The sequence below is a fragment of the Providencia burhodogranariea DSM 19968 genome, from assembly GCF_000314855.2.
In the GTDB taxonomy this organism is placed as follows: Bacteria; Pseudomonadota; Gammaproteobacteria; order Enterobacterales; family Enterobacteriaceae; genus Providencia; species Providencia burhodogranariea.
Window position 1 is genome coordinate 2289167 of sequence record NZ_KB233222.1, and the last position, 16258, is coordinate 2305424.

14 protein-coding genes are annotated in these 16258 nt (G+C 37.9%); 7 read left to right on the forward strand and 7 right to left on the reverse strand.

The window, feature by feature from the left end; all coding sequences use genetic code 11:
* Nucleotides 1-543: 543 nt before the first annotated feature.
* The 6 genes from asmA to apbC form a co-directional block, all read right to left on the reverse strand.
* Nucleotides 544-2391: an outer membrane assembly protein AsmA gene (gene asmA, locus OOA_RS09745; protein ID WP_008911984.1), complete on the reverse strand. Its 1848-nt coding sequence runs from the start codon at nt 2389-2391 to the stop codon at nt 544-546.
* A gap of 532 nt (nt 2392-2923) precedes the next feature.
* Complete coding sequence (dcd, locus tag OOA_RS09750) at nt 2924-3505, reverse strand: dCTP deaminase (RefSeq protein WP_008911985.1); 582 nt, start codon at nt 3503-3505, stop codon at nt 2924-2926.
* Between the two features lie 49 nt (nt 3506-3554).
* Nucleotides 3555-4199 (reverse strand): uridine kinase, encoded by a 645-nt coding sequence (gene udk / locus OOA_RS09755; RefSeq protein WP_008911986.1) that lies wholly within the window; start codon nt 4197-4199, stop codon nt 3555-3557.
* Between the two features lie 448 nt (nt 4200-4647).
* Nucleotides 4648-5607, reverse strand: a complete 960-nt coding sequence (gene htpX, locus OOA_RS09760; protein ID WP_008911987.1) for a zinc metalloprotease HtpX — start codon at nt 5605-5607, stop codon at nt 4648-4650.
* A gap of 75 nt (nt 5608-5682) precedes the next feature.
* Complete coding sequence (locus OOA_RS09765) at nt 5683-6243, reverse strand: LemA family protein (RefSeq protein ID WP_008911988.1); 561 nt, start codon at nt 6241-6243, stop codon at nt 5683-5685.
* Nucleotides 6244-6525: 282 nt separating this feature from the next.
* Nucleotides 6526-7638 (reverse strand): iron-sulfur cluster carrier protein ApbC, encoded by a 1113-nt coding sequence (apbC, locus tag OOA_RS09770; protein WP_008911989.1) that lies wholly within the window; start codon nt 7636-7638, stop codon nt 6526-6528.
* A gap of 431 nt (nt 7639-8069) precedes the next feature.
* Between apbC and metG the strand changes: the two genes are divergently transcribed.
* From metG to cdd, 4 genes are all read left to right on the forward strand, one after another.
* Nucleotides 8070-10097, forward strand: coding sequence for a methionine--tRNA ligase (gene metG, locus OOA_RS09775; protein WP_008911990.1), 2028 nt, complete (start codon nt 8070-8072; stop codon nt 10095-10097).
* Between the two features lie 155 nt (nt 10098-10252).
* Nucleotides 10253-10732, forward strand: coding sequence for a CidA/LrgA family protein (locus OOA_RS09780; RefSeq protein ID WP_008911991.1), 480 nt, complete (start codon nt 10253-10255; stop codon nt 10730-10732).
* Nucleotides 10726-11421: a CidB/LrgB family autolysis modulator gene (locus OOA_RS09785; RefSeq protein WP_008911992.1), complete on the forward strand. Its 696-nt coding sequence runs from the start codon at nt 10726-10728 to the stop codon at nt 11419-11421. Before OOA_RS09780 ends, OOA_RS09785 begins: the two co-directional genes overlap by 7 nt.
* Before the next feature lie 698 nt (nt 11422-12119).
* Nucleotides 12120-13007 carry a cytidine deaminase gene (gene cdd, locus OOA_RS09790; RefSeq protein WP_008911993.1) on the forward strand — a complete coding sequence of 296 codons (888 nt, stop codon included), beginning with the start codon at nt 12120-12122 and terminating at the stop codon, nt 13005-13007.
* 75 nt (nt 13008-13082) lie between these two features.
* Here the strand turns inward: cdd and OOA_RS09795 are convergent, their stop codons facing one another.
* The gene (locus OOA_RS09795; protein ID WP_008911994.1) at nt 13083-13334 is read right to left on the reverse strand and encodes a CPCC family cysteine-rich protein; all 252 of its coding nucleotides are present in this window, start codon (nt 13332-13334) and stop codon (nt 13083-13085) included.
* 269 nt (nt 13335-13603) lie between these two features.
* Here OOA_RS09795 and OOA_RS09800 point away from each other — a divergent pair, with 269 nt between their 5' ends.
* The 3 genes from OOA_RS09800 to OOA_RS09810 all read left to right on the forward strand — a co-directional run bounded on the left by OOA_RS09800 (nt 13604) and on the right by OOA_RS09810 (nt 16179).
* Nucleotides 13604-14602: a methionine ABC transporter ATP-binding protein gene (locus tag OOA_RS09800; RefSeq protein ID WP_008911995.1), complete on the forward strand. Its 999-nt coding sequence runs from the start codon at nt 13604-13606 to the stop codon at nt 14600-14602.
* A gap of 2 nt (nt 14603-14604) precedes the next feature.
* The gene (locus OOA_RS09805; RefSeq protein WP_008911996.1) at nt 14605-15291 is read left to right on the forward strand and encodes a methionine ABC transporter permease; all 687 of its coding nucleotides are present in this window, start codon (nt 14605-14607) and stop codon (nt 15289-15291) included.
* 63 nt (nt 15292-15354) lie between these two features.
* Nucleotides 15355-16179, forward strand: a complete 825-nt coding sequence (locus OOA_RS09810; protein WP_008911997.1) for a MetQ/NlpA family ABC transporter substrate-binding protein — start codon at nt 15355-15357, stop codon at nt 16177-16179.
* Nucleotides 16180-16258: the final 79 nt, after the last annotated feature.

Below are 16258 nucleotides of genomic sequence, written 5' to 3' on the forward strand. Positions count from 1 at the left end.
TAACTACTCACAGTACAATTAATCATCAAACTTCAACTCCGTCAATTTGATTGTAACAATTAAACAACCAATCATTAGCAATTACTTAACAATGTAAATTAATGGGTATTTACAATATTTTGGCGAAGGTGCTGTAATAAATGGCGGAGAGATGGAAATTAACACTATTCATTGATATTTTCATGAGCTTGTATAATAGCTCACAGCGTCAAATAGTTATATTTCGCTACAATGATGCTTCCCTGATATAAAACTATTTGAATAGCCATATAGAGCCTAAATATATATCAGTTAAAAAATTGATTAAAATAGCGGGGTTTTCAAATAACCTAATCAAATCTAATGACTATCCAGAAATTTGAAGCTAAAACAATTAATAAAACTCAATCAGATATACGAGGCTTGAGGTAAATTGGATGAGTACTTCAACTTAGCAGCCCGAATCGCATAGTTTACCTATGCTCATCGGGCTGTATTTATCACAATCATTTTGCTGATACTCATCTACATCTTAAATATTTTAAGTATCTCAGTTAAATGGTATTAAAGCGCATTCAATAAATCATTAAGCCCTTTTTTCTCTTCTTTTTTCAAAAAATTACCTAATGCTTCTTTAGCTTGGGTTCTTAATTCATTACGAATAAGTTTTTCAACATTCAGTTGATATTGCAAACTATCCCAACCACCATAAATACGTAGTGGGATCGTCATAGATTGTAATTGTTGAATAAAGCGAGAATCCCCTCCCCAACCTTTAGTTATTTGTACTCCCAAATTAACATCTAAGGTTTCCGCAGGAATATTTGCCCAGCCTTGCCCTGTTATCGAAATTAGGTCTGAAGTCGCATTCATTGACATTATATTCATAGTGCCCTTATTCAAACGTCCATTCGCCGTAAATAACTCAACAGTTGTGTAATTACCTGTGTTCACCGGAGCATTTATTTTATCGGTTACACGAGAGATTGATTGCTGAATAAGGAGGGGGATATTTAACCCCTCTAAACGCGCATTTTGTAGACTTAAATTGATTGGCCCTTGCCATAAATTTTTAACCGCATTGTCATCATACCCCGGACCTGACAAATTAGCGTTAATAGAGACAATACCACTCAATTTTTCTGGCATATTAAATGCTTTTAGCAATGGTGTTAAATTAATACTTTTAAAATCTGGCTTAGCTGTTACGTTAGCTGGGATATCACTATAATTGATGGATAATGGTAGAGAGAATTGCCCACCAAATGCTTTCCCTTCTAATTGAGAAATAGTTAATAACGGAGTTTCGTTTTGTGCACTAAATTTCACCCCATTAATTGGCATACCTCGATAAATTAGATTATCGATATTCACGCTAATATTCGCTGTAAACGTTTTTAAGCTCGATAGATCATATTGTTGAGCTTGTTTTCCAGAAATAACGGGTTTAACGCCTACACGTGCAGGGTTATCGGTTTCAATAGTTGTTTCTTTATTATCGATTGAATGAGCAGCACCTAGTAATTTATCAAGGTTTAGTGTGCTAGAAGACAGTTTAATGTTGATATCTGGGATATTACCAAACGTCGCTGTGATTTTCCCAGTTAACATACTGTCATTCGCATTAATGGCAATATTATTTAAACTCGCCGTTGCGATATCATCTTTAACATAAACAAAATCACTGGTTAATTGCCCAGATATTCCGCCTTCAGGTAAATCAACCCCAGTGAAAGTATAATCAAACTGAGTTAACTGCCCATTTACCTGTCGAGATAACTGGGAAAGGTCAATATCTGCGCGAGCATTAAAGTTAAGTTCTTGCTGATTTTTGTTTAAGTTACCGCTAAATTTAGCCACAATTTTTTGTTCATCACTCTTTTTTAACGAAAGATCGATGTTACGTAAATTGTATTCATCATTTTTAGTTTTCCAGATAACTAAGCTATTTGATACTTCAATTCTCTCAATATCCAACAACCATTTACTTTTTTCTGTTGTCTGTGAAACTGGTTGATTTCCAGCAGGAGCAATTGGGGAGTTATCGCTTATTTGAGGTTCGCTTTCTGGAGTATGGCGGATCACTGCACCATCTAAAACAATTTGTTGGATGGATAGACGGTGAGATAGTAAAGGCCATAATTCAACATCAAGGCGCATATTTTCAGCACCCAAGACAGGTTGATTCGCATTTGGAGCAGTAATTGAGATAGGCCCAGTAATAATACTCAGCCTAGGCAATACATGCCAACGCATATCACCATTAAATTCAAGATGATAGCCACTCTTTTTCTCTACCGCTTCCACAAGATATTGTCTAAAGTCATTCGGGTTAACTAACATCACTAATGCTGTTAAACCAACTACGACCACAACCAACAAAATGACCAGTGTCGTCAGAAACCGTTTCATTCTTCCCTCACTTGTATTATGTCTGCTACGCCATATTTAAGGCTAACACTACACCTATCCCTGTAATTCGCGAAATTACCCGATTAATAACTTAAGACTTAGGGTCTGTTGACTTTTATTGCCTATTTTCACCGTATTAGATGATCGATATGGCAACAAGTTAATCATGTTACATATTAATATGATTAAAAAAATCAACTCAAACCTAAACAGCAAATAAATGCACTTAGGATTCGATTAAAAGCTATTTTTCGCGATGTTGAGCAAATATTGCCTAATACACTAGGTGGTGAATTGCTCGCTTTGCTTCTTTTACCTAAAGCAAACTTTTAATTCAAATAATATTGTTCTTAAAAGAACAATAGCCCCTAGGATGATCTCCGCAATACTTATTTATCCATCATAATTTAAATTGCCACTTACAAGCGTATGCAGGTGAAACCAGCTATCCGAGCCACTACGTTGTCTATGCTACTCGGAATAGCTTCGTTTTTCATCAAAATGCAACTTGAATTATTTTAATTGTAACCTATCAGTCTTCACTGATACGGCTACCTACTGCACCGTGCTGATTTTTATATTTCGCATCTTGCCGACTGTTATATGGGCGATCTGCGCTACCAGACAATGGCTCAAAACTTAACGCTCCAATCACCATTCCCGGACGCAGAGCTAGCGGCAATTTACCTGAATTATAAAACTCTAACACAATTTGCCCACACCAACCGGGATCAATTCGATGAGCCGTCACATGCACCATTAACCCTAATCGAGCTAATGATGAACGACCATCTAGCCAACCTACAAGGTTATCCGGCAGAGTGACTGATTCCAGAGTAACGGCAAGGGCTAATTCACCTGGATGAAGAAAAAAAGGTTCGTCGTCTTTGAGAACAATTTCGTCACTCATTACACGGTCTAATGCTGCATTTACTTCATCTTTTGGGCCACTTAGATCAATAAATGCTGCTGTATGTCCACGAAAAACTCGAAATTGGTTTCCCAGACGTACATCTGCTGTTGCTCCATTGATCCGTTCAATCGGTGGACGTGGATTAATCACTAATTTACCATCATCCATCCATTGAATGATATCGCGGTCACAAAGACGCATGATTGTATCCCCTTTAATTAATTTTTATCACCAAAGAACCTAATTTCAGTTAGTCTTGGCAAAATTCGCCGATTTTCGCTTTTAAGACATCAATGGCGACGCGATTTTTACCACCGCGAGGAACAATAATATCGGCATACTGCTTCGACGGCTCAATAAATTGTAAGAACATAGGCCGAACGGTTTTATTATATTGCTCAATAACCGAGTCTAGTGTTCTACCTCTCTCATTTACATCACGTTTTATCCGTCGCATCAAGCAAATATCAAGAGGAGTATCAACAAAGATCGAAAAATCCATTTCTTCACGCAAATGTTTATCTGTCAGTAATAAAATACCTTCAATAATAATTACTTTTTTAGGCTTGAAATGAATGGCTTTTTCTTTGCGGGTATGAGCAACATAGTCGTACTGAGGAATTTCTACAGATTGACCACTTTTTAGCATTTTGAGGTGTTCATAAAGGAGGCTATGATCCATGGAATTGGGATGGTCATAATTGACTTTAAACCGTTCTTCCATCGGTATATCTGCTTGGTCTTTGTAGTAACAATCTTCCGGTATAACACCGATATTATGATCACCAACCTTTTCCCTTAATTCGCGATATAAGGTACTTGCAATAAGGCTTTTACCGGATGCAGATGCTCCTGCAATACCTACAATGGTACAGTGATGCGCTATGTCAGTCATAAAATGATAACCTGGTTGAATAAATCCGAAATGAAATGCTTATAACCTAAATAATTCAAGGTACATGTAGTCGACAAGTGACACTATTCCTTAGAACAAAGACCTGAACGCATAGATAGCTATGTTATTCAGGATGATTCAGATAGCTGAGTACCGTCAATACAGATACAAATTGAAGTATGCCGGTTATACATCCATATTATTATGGTTGGCGGGAATTATAGAAGGTAATGACCTGAGGTTCCAGCTTCACAAAGCAAAGTCATAAAAAAATGCATCAAAAGTTAATAATACTGACCGCAAGATCAGCGATTTTATTTCTTAAACAATTCATATTACGAATAGATGCTTAATTCGATGAGACTTACAATAATTCGAGTTCCATGAGTGTTGCCTATATGCAACTTAAACTATTTGTGTATATGCCAGCAAGTTGCAAGATAGCCCATTAATTAAAATGCTTACGTCCTTCTAAAGCAGCAATACGATTCTCGATAGATGGGTGAGTTGAAAACATCGAATCACCTTTATTAAAGATATAGGCGGCACGTCGATATGCATCACCTGTACTCGAATGGTCATATTCGTTAGTCTCATGCTTACCCGAGATCTTTTTTAATGCGCTGATCATCGCTTGGTTATCCGTCGTTAAATCGACAGCTGCTGCATCAGCCATATATTCTCGCGTACGCGATAGGTAAAAATAGAGAATTTGTGTTATCCATGGCAAAACAAAATTCAACACTAACAAAATAATTTGCGCTTTATTGGCCGTATTATTGCGACCGCGGCTTGAAGTACGAATAAATATCTGACTAAATATATTGGTGATCGTCAAAATCACATTTGCCAAAATCCCAACATAAAGAGTCAACTTTGAATCACCATGAATAATATGCCCTACCTCATGTGCTAGGACCGCTTGTATTTCTTGGCGGTTGAGCGTTTGCAACAACCCTCGAGTGACACCAACCAATGCATTTTTTGATGTCCACCCTGCTGCAAAAGCATTCGGCTCATCACTATCCAAGATATATAAATGTGGAACATAGCGTAATGTGGCACTTAAGCTTAGCTCTTCTAAAATATTGTAAAGCTGTCTTTCTTCTGACGTACTCGCATTTTCAGCCGTAATTTCCTTTGCATTCATGCCAGCTAACATCATTTTATGACCGCGAAAATGAATATAAATCAATCCCAGAAAAGTTAAGCCTAAAACAATTAATGTTGCGACAGGTAATTGTTCAAAAGTCACAAATGCAATGATATTTCCTAAAAAATCAATTCGCTCATTCGGATGGGTTGCCGTGTCAGCTAACAACCCAACAATCAGCATAATAAAGATATAGCTCGCGATGACTAACCGAGTACGAATATTGTTTTTGCGTATAACGTCTCTAAAATCCATAAAATAACCTGCACATGCTATGCATATTTATCAGGGCATATACCTTACCCTGATAAATATTATCGTTAATGATTTCTAATCAAAATTGATGCGGCGAGCTTCTTCACTCTTGATGGTATCTTCATCAAGGCGCCAATAGTCCTTATCAATTTTAAGACTAGGAATAATACCGACAATAAATACCGCTGGCATTGATGCGATATACGCTTTATACGTTTCAAGTGCGCGATTATAGCCACGTTTAGCAAATGATAGCTTATTTTCAGAAGAGACTATTTCTTCTTGTAGGTTAGCCATGATGGCGTCTGATTTAAGCTCCGGATAAGCTTCTACTGCAACATTGATTGCTCCGCTAGTTACCATTTTTGATAACGCGTCTTCAGCCTCGCGTGCTTGTGAACCCGTCGCAGTTTGAGCTTGAGTTCTTAGTTCGGTAATTTTGCTAAAAACTTCACTTTCGTGACTTAAATATTTTTTGACGGTCGCAAGCAAGCTATCAAATACTTTTCCACGGCGGTCTAATTGTACGGAAATTTCAGTTTCACTCGATATAACAGCCTCGCGCATTGCGACAATACGGTTATAGAAGTAAATAACAATCACTACTAATACGACAATAAAAATTAAAAATTTCATAATCACCTTTTAGGCATCTGCCATAGGAAAAAAATGTAATATTAATACCTAAGACAGCAGGTATTTATTAGTAAACTTATTATCATATTCTACGCTACTGCAATGAAATAAAGAAACAACCAAAGAATAAATCAGAAAAGTGGAAGAGGATCCAATAAATAAGTATTTTATTGATGATACATTTAATTAACGAAATATTTTATTAACTTAGATTTTTATTAACACATTGAAAAGTAAGGGCCTATTTTATCTAAATAGAATAGACCCTTTTAAAACTAATTTTTATACTGCTCGGAAAGAAATCTCAGTTGGGATTTTATCGCCTTCCCAATACATTAATGACGAGATAGTTGAAGCAATTTCACGGTAAATATCAGCAAATTCACCTTCTGGATCACGCATTACGGTAGGCTGACCACGGTCAAGGTCTTCACGTAAAGAGATATGCAGGGGAACCTGCCCCAACAATTTAGTATTGTATTTCTCCGCCAGTTTTTCCGCACCGCCGGTGCCAAAAATAGGCTCTACATGACCACAATTACTACAGATATGTGCACTCATGTTTTCTACAACACCCAGAACTGGCACATTCACTTTCTTAAACATGACAATCCCTTTCATCGCATCCACCAGTGCAATATCTTGCGGTGTCGTTACGACGATAGCGCCAGTAACCGGAATGTTTTGTGATAATGTCAGCTGAATATCACCCGTTCCCGGTGGCATATCGATAACCAAATAATCAAGATCAGGCCATAGCGTGTCTTGTAACATCTGCATTAATGCCTTGCTTGCCATTGGCCCGCGCCAAACCATGGCATTATCATCAGTGACTAAATAACCAATTGAGTTGGTCGCTAGACCATAAGCCATGATTGGTGCCATGTGCTGACCATCAGGTGAACTTGGTCTCTCAAGAGTCGTGCCTAACATATTTGGGATAGATGGCCCGTAAATATCCGCATCAAGAATACCAACTTTCGCACCTTCTTGAGCCAATGCCAGTGCTAAGTTTACAGAAGTACTGGATTTACCCACACCACCTTTACCTGAACTCACTGCTAAAATATTACGAACACCATTAATACCAGGTAAATCATTCGCACGTTTTAGCGTTGTGACTTCATGACGCAATTTCCACTCAACTGCATGTGTACCCGTCAGTTTTTTTAATTCTGCGGTTTTTTCGCTAATTAGAACCTGAAAAGGCCCTTTCCAGACAAATGGCATCACTAATTCGACATGCAACACATTATCCAATACTGCACAGTGGTGTAATGCTTTGATAGATATCAGATTACGTTTCAGTGTTGGGTGTGTAAATGAAGCCAAAACAGTGGAGACTTTTTCAGTCAGCAGTTCTGGATTGTTCTGCTCGGGGGATTTATCGCTCATCCCAGCTCCTTTATTTTATATTTTTAACTATGATTCTTTGACTGTCATTCATCATAGCAGAGATGATAAAAAATAGTGACCGCCTTACAAACGAAATACAACGATGGGTAAAGTTTTTTTCACTTAGAGATCCCTAAGTCTCATAAAACGAATTGTAATCCTGTAGTCACAATGCACATGAAACAATTTCAAGTCTAGCCAGTAACCCTTAAAAATTCTAATGACTAGTCACTAATCTGTACCGCTAGCTTATTGAATATTAATAAGTATCTTATTTAGATAATTAAGATCGCAATATATTAGTCATTTACATGAAACAATTTGAAGTACACCGAGTAAATCCTAAATAATCCGTTATTACCCTAGCAGCGAAAGATTTGATAGGTTAACATCAAAGTCCCTATTCAAATAATGGAAGTAAGATCATTACTATGTCTCAAGTCGCGAATAAATTACTGGTAACTTGTGCGTTACCCTATGCTAACGGTTCAATCCATCTCGGTCATATTCTGGAGCACATTCAGGCTGATATTTGGGTCCGTTATCAGCGAATGCGCGGCAAAGAGGTTCATTTTATCTGTGCAGATGATGCACACGGGACACCAATCATGCTGAAAGCTCAGCAATTAGGTGTTTCTCCTGAAGATATGATTGCCTCAATGAACCAAGAGCATCAGAATGATTTTGCTGGCTTTGCTATCAGTTACGACAACTATCACTCCACACACAGTGAAGAAAGCAAACAGCTATCAGAAAATATTTATGGTGCATTAAAGAAAAACGGTTTTATCAAAAACCGCACCATTTCACAGCTGTATGATCCTGAAAAAGGAATGTTTCTTCCTGATCGCTTTGTTAAAGGTACTTGCCCAACCTGTAAAGCCGAAGATCAGTATGGCGATAACTGCGAGGTATGTGGCGCAACCTATAGCCCAACCGAGCTGATAAACCCACGTTCTGTCGTTTCTGGTGCGACACCTGAATTACGTGAAACTGAACACTTCTTCTTTGATTTGCCAGCATTCAGTGACATGTTACAAGCATGGATACGCTCAGGAGCACTGCAAGAGCAAGTCGCCAATAAAATGCAAGAGTGGTTCGACTCTGGTTTACAACAGTGGGATATCACCCGTGACGCGCCTTACTTTGGTTTTGAAATCCCAGACGCACCGGGTAAATACTTCTATGTTTGGCTAGATGCGCCAATTGGCTATATGAGCTCATTCAAAAATCTGTGCGACAAGCGCGGTAACCTAGACTTTGATGAGTTCTGGAATAAAAACTCAAAAACCGACCTTTATCACTTTATCGGTAAAGATATCGTTTATTTCCATAGCCTGTTCTGGCCAGCCATGCTTGAAGGTAGTGAATACCGTAAGCCAACTAACCTGTTTGTGCATGGTTATGTCACAGTTAACGGCGCAAAAATGTCCAAATCGCGTGGCACATTTATCACTGCACGCTCTTACCTTGACCACCTTGATGCTGATTGTCTGCGTTACTATTACGCCGCTAAGCTTTCATCACGTATCGATGATATCGACCTGAACTTAGAAGACTTCGTTCAGCGTGTGAACAGCGATATAGTTAACAAAGTGGTTAACTTGGCATCACGTAATGCAGGTTTTATTGCTAAACGTTTTGGCGGTAAATTATCAGATAAACTCGCTGATCCTGTTCTATATCAGCAATTTACTGATGCAGCACAATCGATTGGTGATGCTTACTCAAATCGTGAATATGGTAAAGCAATTCGCGAAATAATGGCGTTAGCAGATATTGCTAACCGTTATGTCGATGAAAAAGCGCCATGGGTTGTCGCTAAGCAAGAAGATAAAGATCAAGAACTGCAAGATATTTGCTCAATGGGTATCAATCTATTCCGTGTATTGATGACCTATTTGAAACCAGTTCTACCGAGCCTGACAAAGCGTGCTGAAGCATTCCTCAATATTGAGTTAACATGGGATTCACTCACAGCCCCATTAATCAGTCATGAGGTTGCACCATTCAAAGCGTTATTTACTCGTATTGAAATGACCAAAGTCGAGGCAATGGTTGAAGCTTCTAAAGAAAGTATCAAGCCAACAAAATTGTTAATCGGTCCACTTGCTGATAACCCAATTCAGGAAACTATCAGTTTTGATGATTTTTCGAAAATTGATCTGCGTATCGCACTAATCAAACAAGCCGATTTTGTTGAAGGTTCTGACAAACTGCTGAAACTACAATTAGATATTGGTGGAGAAACTCGCCAAGTCTTCTCAGGTATTCGCAGCGCGTATCCTGATCCAAAAGCACTGGAAGGTCGTTTGACTGTTATGGTTGCAAACCTAGCACCACGTAAAATGCGTTTTGGTTTATCAGAAGGTATGGTGATGGCCGCAGGCCCTGGTGGTAAAGATATCTATCTGCTCAGCCCTGATAATGACGCACAACCGGGCATGCAAGTGAAATAAAATAACGAAACCCATAAGGGATAGAGTTAATTATTAAGCGAAAAGCGGAGAATTTATCATTCTCCGCTTTTTTTATTCCCTTTTAACTGTGAGCTGTAGCACAATAATCAAGTTAATTGTATGATGAATGCACTTAGCGTAATAGGACAAGCCTCATGTCATTAAAACATGTGCTGATAACCGGATGGCAGTATTTACGCGCGTTTGCGTTACTTTATCTCTGCCTTATTATTGGTAACCTGCTATCAGCAATACTTCCATTTGCCGTTCCTGGCAGCATCATCGGCATGTTAATACTGTTTACATTATTAGCCTTACAGATCGTCCCTGCTCATTGGGCAAAACCCGGTTGCTCTCTGCTTTTAAAAAATATGACACTACTTTTTGTTCCAATTGGTATTGGTATCATGAATTACTACAGCCAATTGAGTCAGCAACTCGTTCCCATTCTGCTTTCTTGTTTTATTAGTACACTTGTTGTGATGTTAGTTGTTGCTTTCAGCTCTAACTATATTCATAAAGAGCGTCAGATCGTAGGTGTCAAACCTGATGAGGTTTCCCTTCCCCCTGAAGAAAATATTAATGTGCCTACTGATATTAATAATGATAATAATGAGGGGAATGGCAAATGTTAGAACATATTTGGTGGTCTTTACCATTAACGATTATTGTGTTTTATATCGCAAGATTATTATCAGTTAAATTAAAGCTGCCACTTTTAAATCCATTATTGGTCGCTATTGCCATTATTGTGCCACTATTGATTTTTACCAATACCCCTTATGAACACTATTTTGCGGGCAGTAAAATTCTTAATGATCTTCTTCAGCCCGCAGTTGTTGCTTTAGCATTTCCACTTTACGAACAAATGCACCAAATCCGAGCTCAATGGAAATCTTTGTTAAGTATCTGTTTAGCGGGCAGCTTAGTCGCAATGTTTACAGGTACTGCAATCGCTTTATGGTTGGGTGCTACCCCAGATATTGCAGCCTCAATATTACCAAAATCAGTAACCACACCTATTGCAATGGCTGTTGCTGATTCAATTGGTGGGATCCCGGCGATTAGTGCTGCCTGCGTGATTTTTGTTGGAATGTTAGGTGCTATGTTTGGTCATTCGTTATTTGATATTCTGCGCATCCGCACCCATGCTTCACGTGGGCTCGCCATGGGAACGGCTTCTCATGCACTCGGCACTGCGCGTTGTGCAGAGATTAATTATATTGAAGGTGCTTATAGTTCTCTTGCGCTAATGACTTGCGGGATCATTACTTCTCTACTCGCTCCGTTTATCTTTCCCGTCATACTTCATCTTTTCGGTTAAAATCAATGGTAAGAGAGGCTCATCGGCCTCTCTCAGATTGGTCAAAAATGTACTGGAAAACACCAGCGATAAGCCATATTAACTTGGATTTCTTTGAGTTCTTTTAACATGTCGGTTAGCTCATTATTATACTAACCTTATTAGATCAAAGCCTGAAGGCTCTTTTATTCAAAAAAAGAGCCTTAAATTACAGACACAATCCTTAAAACCAAAATAACACCATAATTCGGCTAATTGGCGTAACTCAAATACAGAGTAAACAGAAAGTTGAAGCATATCGAATAAGGTGAACGCCCTAAAAACTTGAGATACATCTCTCATTTATAATATTTGTTTCATATTCTTTCATTAAAATAGTGATTTGAGTCACACATGAGAAGGTGGTTTATTGCATAGAATATACTCTAAATAAATTGAGTTGCAGCTAGGCGACAAAAGAATGAGTTACTAGGAGCATAGATAACTATGTGACGAGTGCAAATGAGCGTAGTCAACAAAACTGTAACTTGAAGTATGACATTTTTAAACATGCATCGAATTGAGGTCGTTACCCTAAATAATTCGAGTTGTATCGAGGTGACAAGCCAAGCCATCCCGAGGAACATAGAAAACGATGTGACCCGGGTAGCTAAATGAAGTCAACAATGATATAGCTTGAAGTATGACGGGTATAAATCAGTCATTAGCGAGGGTAACCCATGCATTCAAGATTTAAGTCAGCCTGGTCTCAACTTCCAGAAAAGTTACAAATCGCACTCAAACCTATTATTGATAAGCCAGATTTTCCGGCGATGCTGAGTGCAGAACAAGTTGACCAGATTAAAACCAACTGTAATTACAGTGACAGTGAACTCGCATTTTTATTGCTACCATTCGCAGCTGCTTATGCCGTCACACCAATCTCCCACTTTAATGTTGGTGCAATTGCTCGTGGTATTAGCGGTAATATCTATTTCGGTGCCAACATGGAGTTCAGTCAAGTCGCAATTGGCCAAACTATTCATGCTGAACAATGTGCGGTTACCCATGCTTGGTTAAAAGGTGAAAAACAACTGCTATCTGTTACCGTAAACTACACGCCATGTGGTCATTGTCGCCAGTTTATGAACGAATTACGTGGTGGTGGCGAAATTGCTATCCACTTACCTGAACGCCAGCCAGCAACTCTACATGATTATTTACCTGATTCATTTGGCCCTATTGATTTAGATATCACTACGTTGCTAATGGATACAGTAGACCATGGCTATACAACCCCTAGCCGTAATAGACTACTATATGCTGCGATTGAAGCCGCTAATCAATCACATGCACCTTATAGCCTGTCGCACTCAGGTATTGCACTACAATTAAAAGATGGCTCGTTGTTTACAGGCCGCTATGCTGAAAATGCTGCATTCAACCCAAGCTTACCCCCGCTGCAAGCTGCATTGATTATGGTGAACTTAGCCGGTAAAGATATGCGCTCTATTGAGCAAGCGGTGCTGGTTGAAAAACAAAATGCTATCGTTAAGCAATGGTGTATGACCGAAAATACCTTGAAAGCATTAGGTTGCCAGCAGCAAGAACTTACTTACCTTGATTAGGCCTAAGCGATAACTGCATAGCTACTTTGAAAGTCCAACTTTGTTGAACTTTCATTGTGGCTACTCTTTCTTTATTTATGGAATTTCATGACTTAATGGCTCTCGGACATTTTTAATAAAACGCTTTTCTATTGCCTTAAATTTTTTAAAATTGATACGAGCTTGTTTTAATGATACCGCATTAGCCCCACCTGAATAATCAAGGTCTTCTTCATTTTGTAATGGATCATCCTCCCAAAAACAGATCGGACAAATGTCATAATCACCTTGACTTAGTTCAGTGCGGCTTAAATAGCCACAACATATACATGGATAATTAATGTCCATTATAATCATAACCTCAGCTCAAATAATTTAACTATTTTAATGGTTAATTCGAAATATAATCCAACAATTTACACTAAGTCTCTTCATTAAGCTAAATATCCGGTGATGACTATAGATTTTTTGGTTCTAACTCAGCATATCTCAATCTTATTACAAGCTTGACATTCGTCACACTTCATACTAATTTAGCCATTCAAACGTTTAGACGTCCAAACACCCAAACGCACAGTTGATGATGTTTTTTTGTACACAAGAGGCAACAGAATATCGTGATAACCCTAAAAAATGTCAGCAAAATATATCACCGAGGAAAAAAGCAAACCGTTGCAGTTGATAATATTAACCTCACTATATCTGCTGGTGAAATTTTCGGCATCATTGGTTATAGTGGCGCGGGAAAAAGTAGTTTAATTCGCTTATTTAATCGACTTGAAAAAACGTCTGATGGTGAAGTCATCGTAGGTAAACACAATATTACTCGTAGTGATGAAAAATCGATTTTAAAAATCCGCCAATCTATTGGAATGATTTTTCAACACTTTAATTTACTGTGGTCAAGAACTGTGAGAGAAAATATTGAATTCCCACTACAGATTTCAGGTTTTGATAAAAAGAAACGCAAAGCACGCGTAGAAGAATTAATGGCATTAGTGGATTTAACGGATAAAGCAGATGAATATCCATCAATGCTCAGTGGAGGGCAAAAGCAACGTGTTGGTATTGCCCGTGCTCTGGCAAATAATCCCGATGTTTTATTATGTGATGAAGCAACATCAGCACTTGATCCTAAAACAACACAAAATATTTTATCTTTATTAGCCAAAATTAATCGTGAACTTAATATCACGATTGTTTTAATTACCCATGAGATGCAGGTTGTAAAAAGTATTTGTCATAAAGTAGCGGTTATCGATAAAGGAAAAATTGTAGAAGAAGGTGTCGTTTCATCTGTATTTCATAACCCTCAACATACAATTACACGGCAATTTTTATCGCAAAGTGAAATTGTGACTGACACCCAAGATGATTTGCAAAATGTATCATCACAAGGCCCAATTATTCGAGTGATTTTAGATAATGACAAAAATAGTGATTATTTACTGTATGACATTATCTCTGAATTTAATGAGCCGATTAAATTATTAAAAGGAACATTCAATAAAGGAAATGGTTTTTTTTACTTTCAATTATCACCAGAAACTAAAAAAACGAATGAAATAATTGATTATCTAAAAAATAAAAGAAATATTGTCGCTGAGGTAATTTAAACATGGATGATGCACAACAATGGATAAGTCAGTACTTACCTTATCTCAAGTTAAATGTTCTTGGTATCGAAACAATCAGTACGTTGTATATGACATTTGTATCTGGCGCACTATCCTGCCTTTTAGGTATTTTTTTAGGCGTTTTTTTATTTTTAACGGCTAAAGATGGCGGAAAAGAAAACCTCTCGGTTTATCGAACATTGTCTTTTATCGTTAATATTTTTCGTGCCGTACCTTTTATTATTTTAATCATTCTATTATTTCCATTTACAAAATGGTTAATTGGAACAATTTTAGGTGTAAATGCAGCGCTACCTGCTTTGGTGATATCTGCTAGCGCGTTTTATGCCCGTCTAGTCGAACTTGCATTACGAGAAGTTGATAGAGGGGTAATTGAAGCTAGCCAATCAATGGGAGCAAAACTTCATACATTGATTTTTAGGGTATTGATCCCAGAGTCATCGCCAGCATTAATTTCAGGTTTAACCGTAACATTAATTTCTTTAGTTGGTGGTACGGCAATTGCCGGTGCAATTGGCGCGGGTGGTTTAGGCAACCTTGCCTATTTAGAGGGGTTTCAACGTAGTCATATGGATGTTGTTTGGGCCGCAACACTGGTTATTTTAGTGATTGTTTTATGTATTCAGGTTGTGGGAGACACCCTCGTTCGGTGGATTGATAAACGTTAATCAAATTTGGCAACGACATTCACTTTTTATTAATTATAAATATACCTAAAAGGAAATATAACGATGGTACTGACTACATTTAAACGTCTGGGAACATTGCTTTGCGTAAGTTTAGCGCTAGCAGCATGTAAACCTAATGATGATGAAAAGAAAAACACCTTAATTATTGGTGCTTCGAGTACACCACATGCAGAAATTCTCGAATTTGTTAAACCACAATTAGCGAAAGAAGGAATTGATTTAGATATTCGTGTGTTTAATGATTATATTATTCCCAATCAAGCATTGGCGGAAAAAGAATTAGACGCAAACTATTTTCAACATGTACCTTATTTAAATAAAACACTTGCCGACCATCCTGATTGGAAATTAGTTTCTGCTGGTGCTGTTCATATGCATCCGTATCGTTTCTTTTCACAAAAATATAAGAATTTGCAAGAGTTGCCTGATGGCGCAAAAATAATGAGCAGTAATAATATTGCACAACATGGCCATATTTTAAAACTGTATCAAGATCAAGGCTTAATCAAACTTCGTAGTGGTATTGACCCTGATGATTCAACTATTGATGATATAGTTGAAAATCCACGTCATCTACAATTTTTATTTAATTATGATGCACCGTTGATGCCGCAGATTTATAAGAATGGCGAAGCTGATGTCGCAACAATCGATGGCCATTTTGCCGTTAATGCCGGATTAGATTTGACCAACGATGTTATTTTCACTGAACCTGCTGCTAACGGTAAATTTGCTAACGTTGTTGTGGTTCGTGAAGATAATAAAGATGACCCTCGAATTGCTAAATTAATGGTGGCATTAAAAACGCCAGAAACCAAAAAGTTTATTTTGGATAATTATAAGGGAGAGGCTGTACCCGTCCCTTAATTACCCGTCATACTTCAAGCTGTATCATTGTTGACTTCACTCAGCTACCCGAGTCGCATAGTTTTCTATGCTCCTCAGG

What these genes read in the sequence shown, in the direction of transcription:
- OOA_RS09810 (WP_008911997.1), top strand. Translation starts at nt 15,355, where the DNA reads ATGGTACTGACTACATTTAAACGTCTGGGAACATTGCTTTGCGTAAGT.
- OOA_RS09765 (WP_008911988.1), bottom strand. Translation starts at nt 6,243, where the DNA reads ATGAAATTTTTAATTTTTATTGTCGTATTAGTAGTGATTGTTATTTAC.
- asmA (WP_008911984.1), bottom strand. Translation starts at nt 2,391, where the DNA reads ATGAAACGGTTTCTGACGACACTGGTCATTTTGTTGGTTGTGGTCGTA.
- OOA_RS09780 (WP_008911991.1), top strand. Translation starts at nt 10,253, where the DNA reads ATGTCATTAAAACATGTGCTGATAACCGGATGGCAGTATTTACGCGCG.
- udk (WP_008911986.1), bottom strand. Translation starts at nt 4,199, where the DNA reads ATGACTGACATAGCGCATCACTGTACCATTGTAGGTATTGCAGGAGCA.
- OOA_RS09805 (WP_008911996.1), top strand. Translation starts at nt 14,605, where the DNA reads ATGGATGATGCACAACAATGGATAAGTCAGTACTTACCTTATCTCAAG.
- dcd (WP_008911985.1), bottom strand. Translation starts at nt 3,505, where the DNA reads ATGCGTCTTTGTGACCGCGATATCATTCAATGGATGGATGATGGTAAA.
- apbC (WP_008911989.1), bottom strand. Translation starts at nt 7,638, where the DNA reads ATGAGCGATAAATCCCCCGAGCAGAACAATCCAGAACTGCTGACTGAA.
- htpX (WP_008911987.1), bottom strand. Translation starts at nt 5,607, where the DNA reads ATGGATTTTAGAGACGTTATACGCAAAAACAATATTCGTACTCGGTTA.
- metG (WP_008911990.1), top strand. Translation starts at nt 8,070, where the DNA reads ATGTCTCAAGTCGCGAATAAATTACTGGTAACTTGTGCGTTACCCTAT.
- OOA_RS09785 (WP_008911992.1), top strand. Translation starts at nt 10,726, where the DNA reads ATGTTAGAACATATTTGGTGGTCTTTACCATTAACGATTATTGTGTTT.
- cdd (WP_008911993.1), top strand. Translation starts at nt 12,120, where the DNA reads ATGCATTCAAGATTTAAGTCAGCCTGGTCTCAACTTCCAGAAAAGTTA.
- OOA_RS09795 (WP_008911994.1), bottom strand. Translation starts at nt 13,334, where the DNA reads ATGGACATTAATTATCCATGTATATGTTGTGGCTATTTAAGCCGCACT.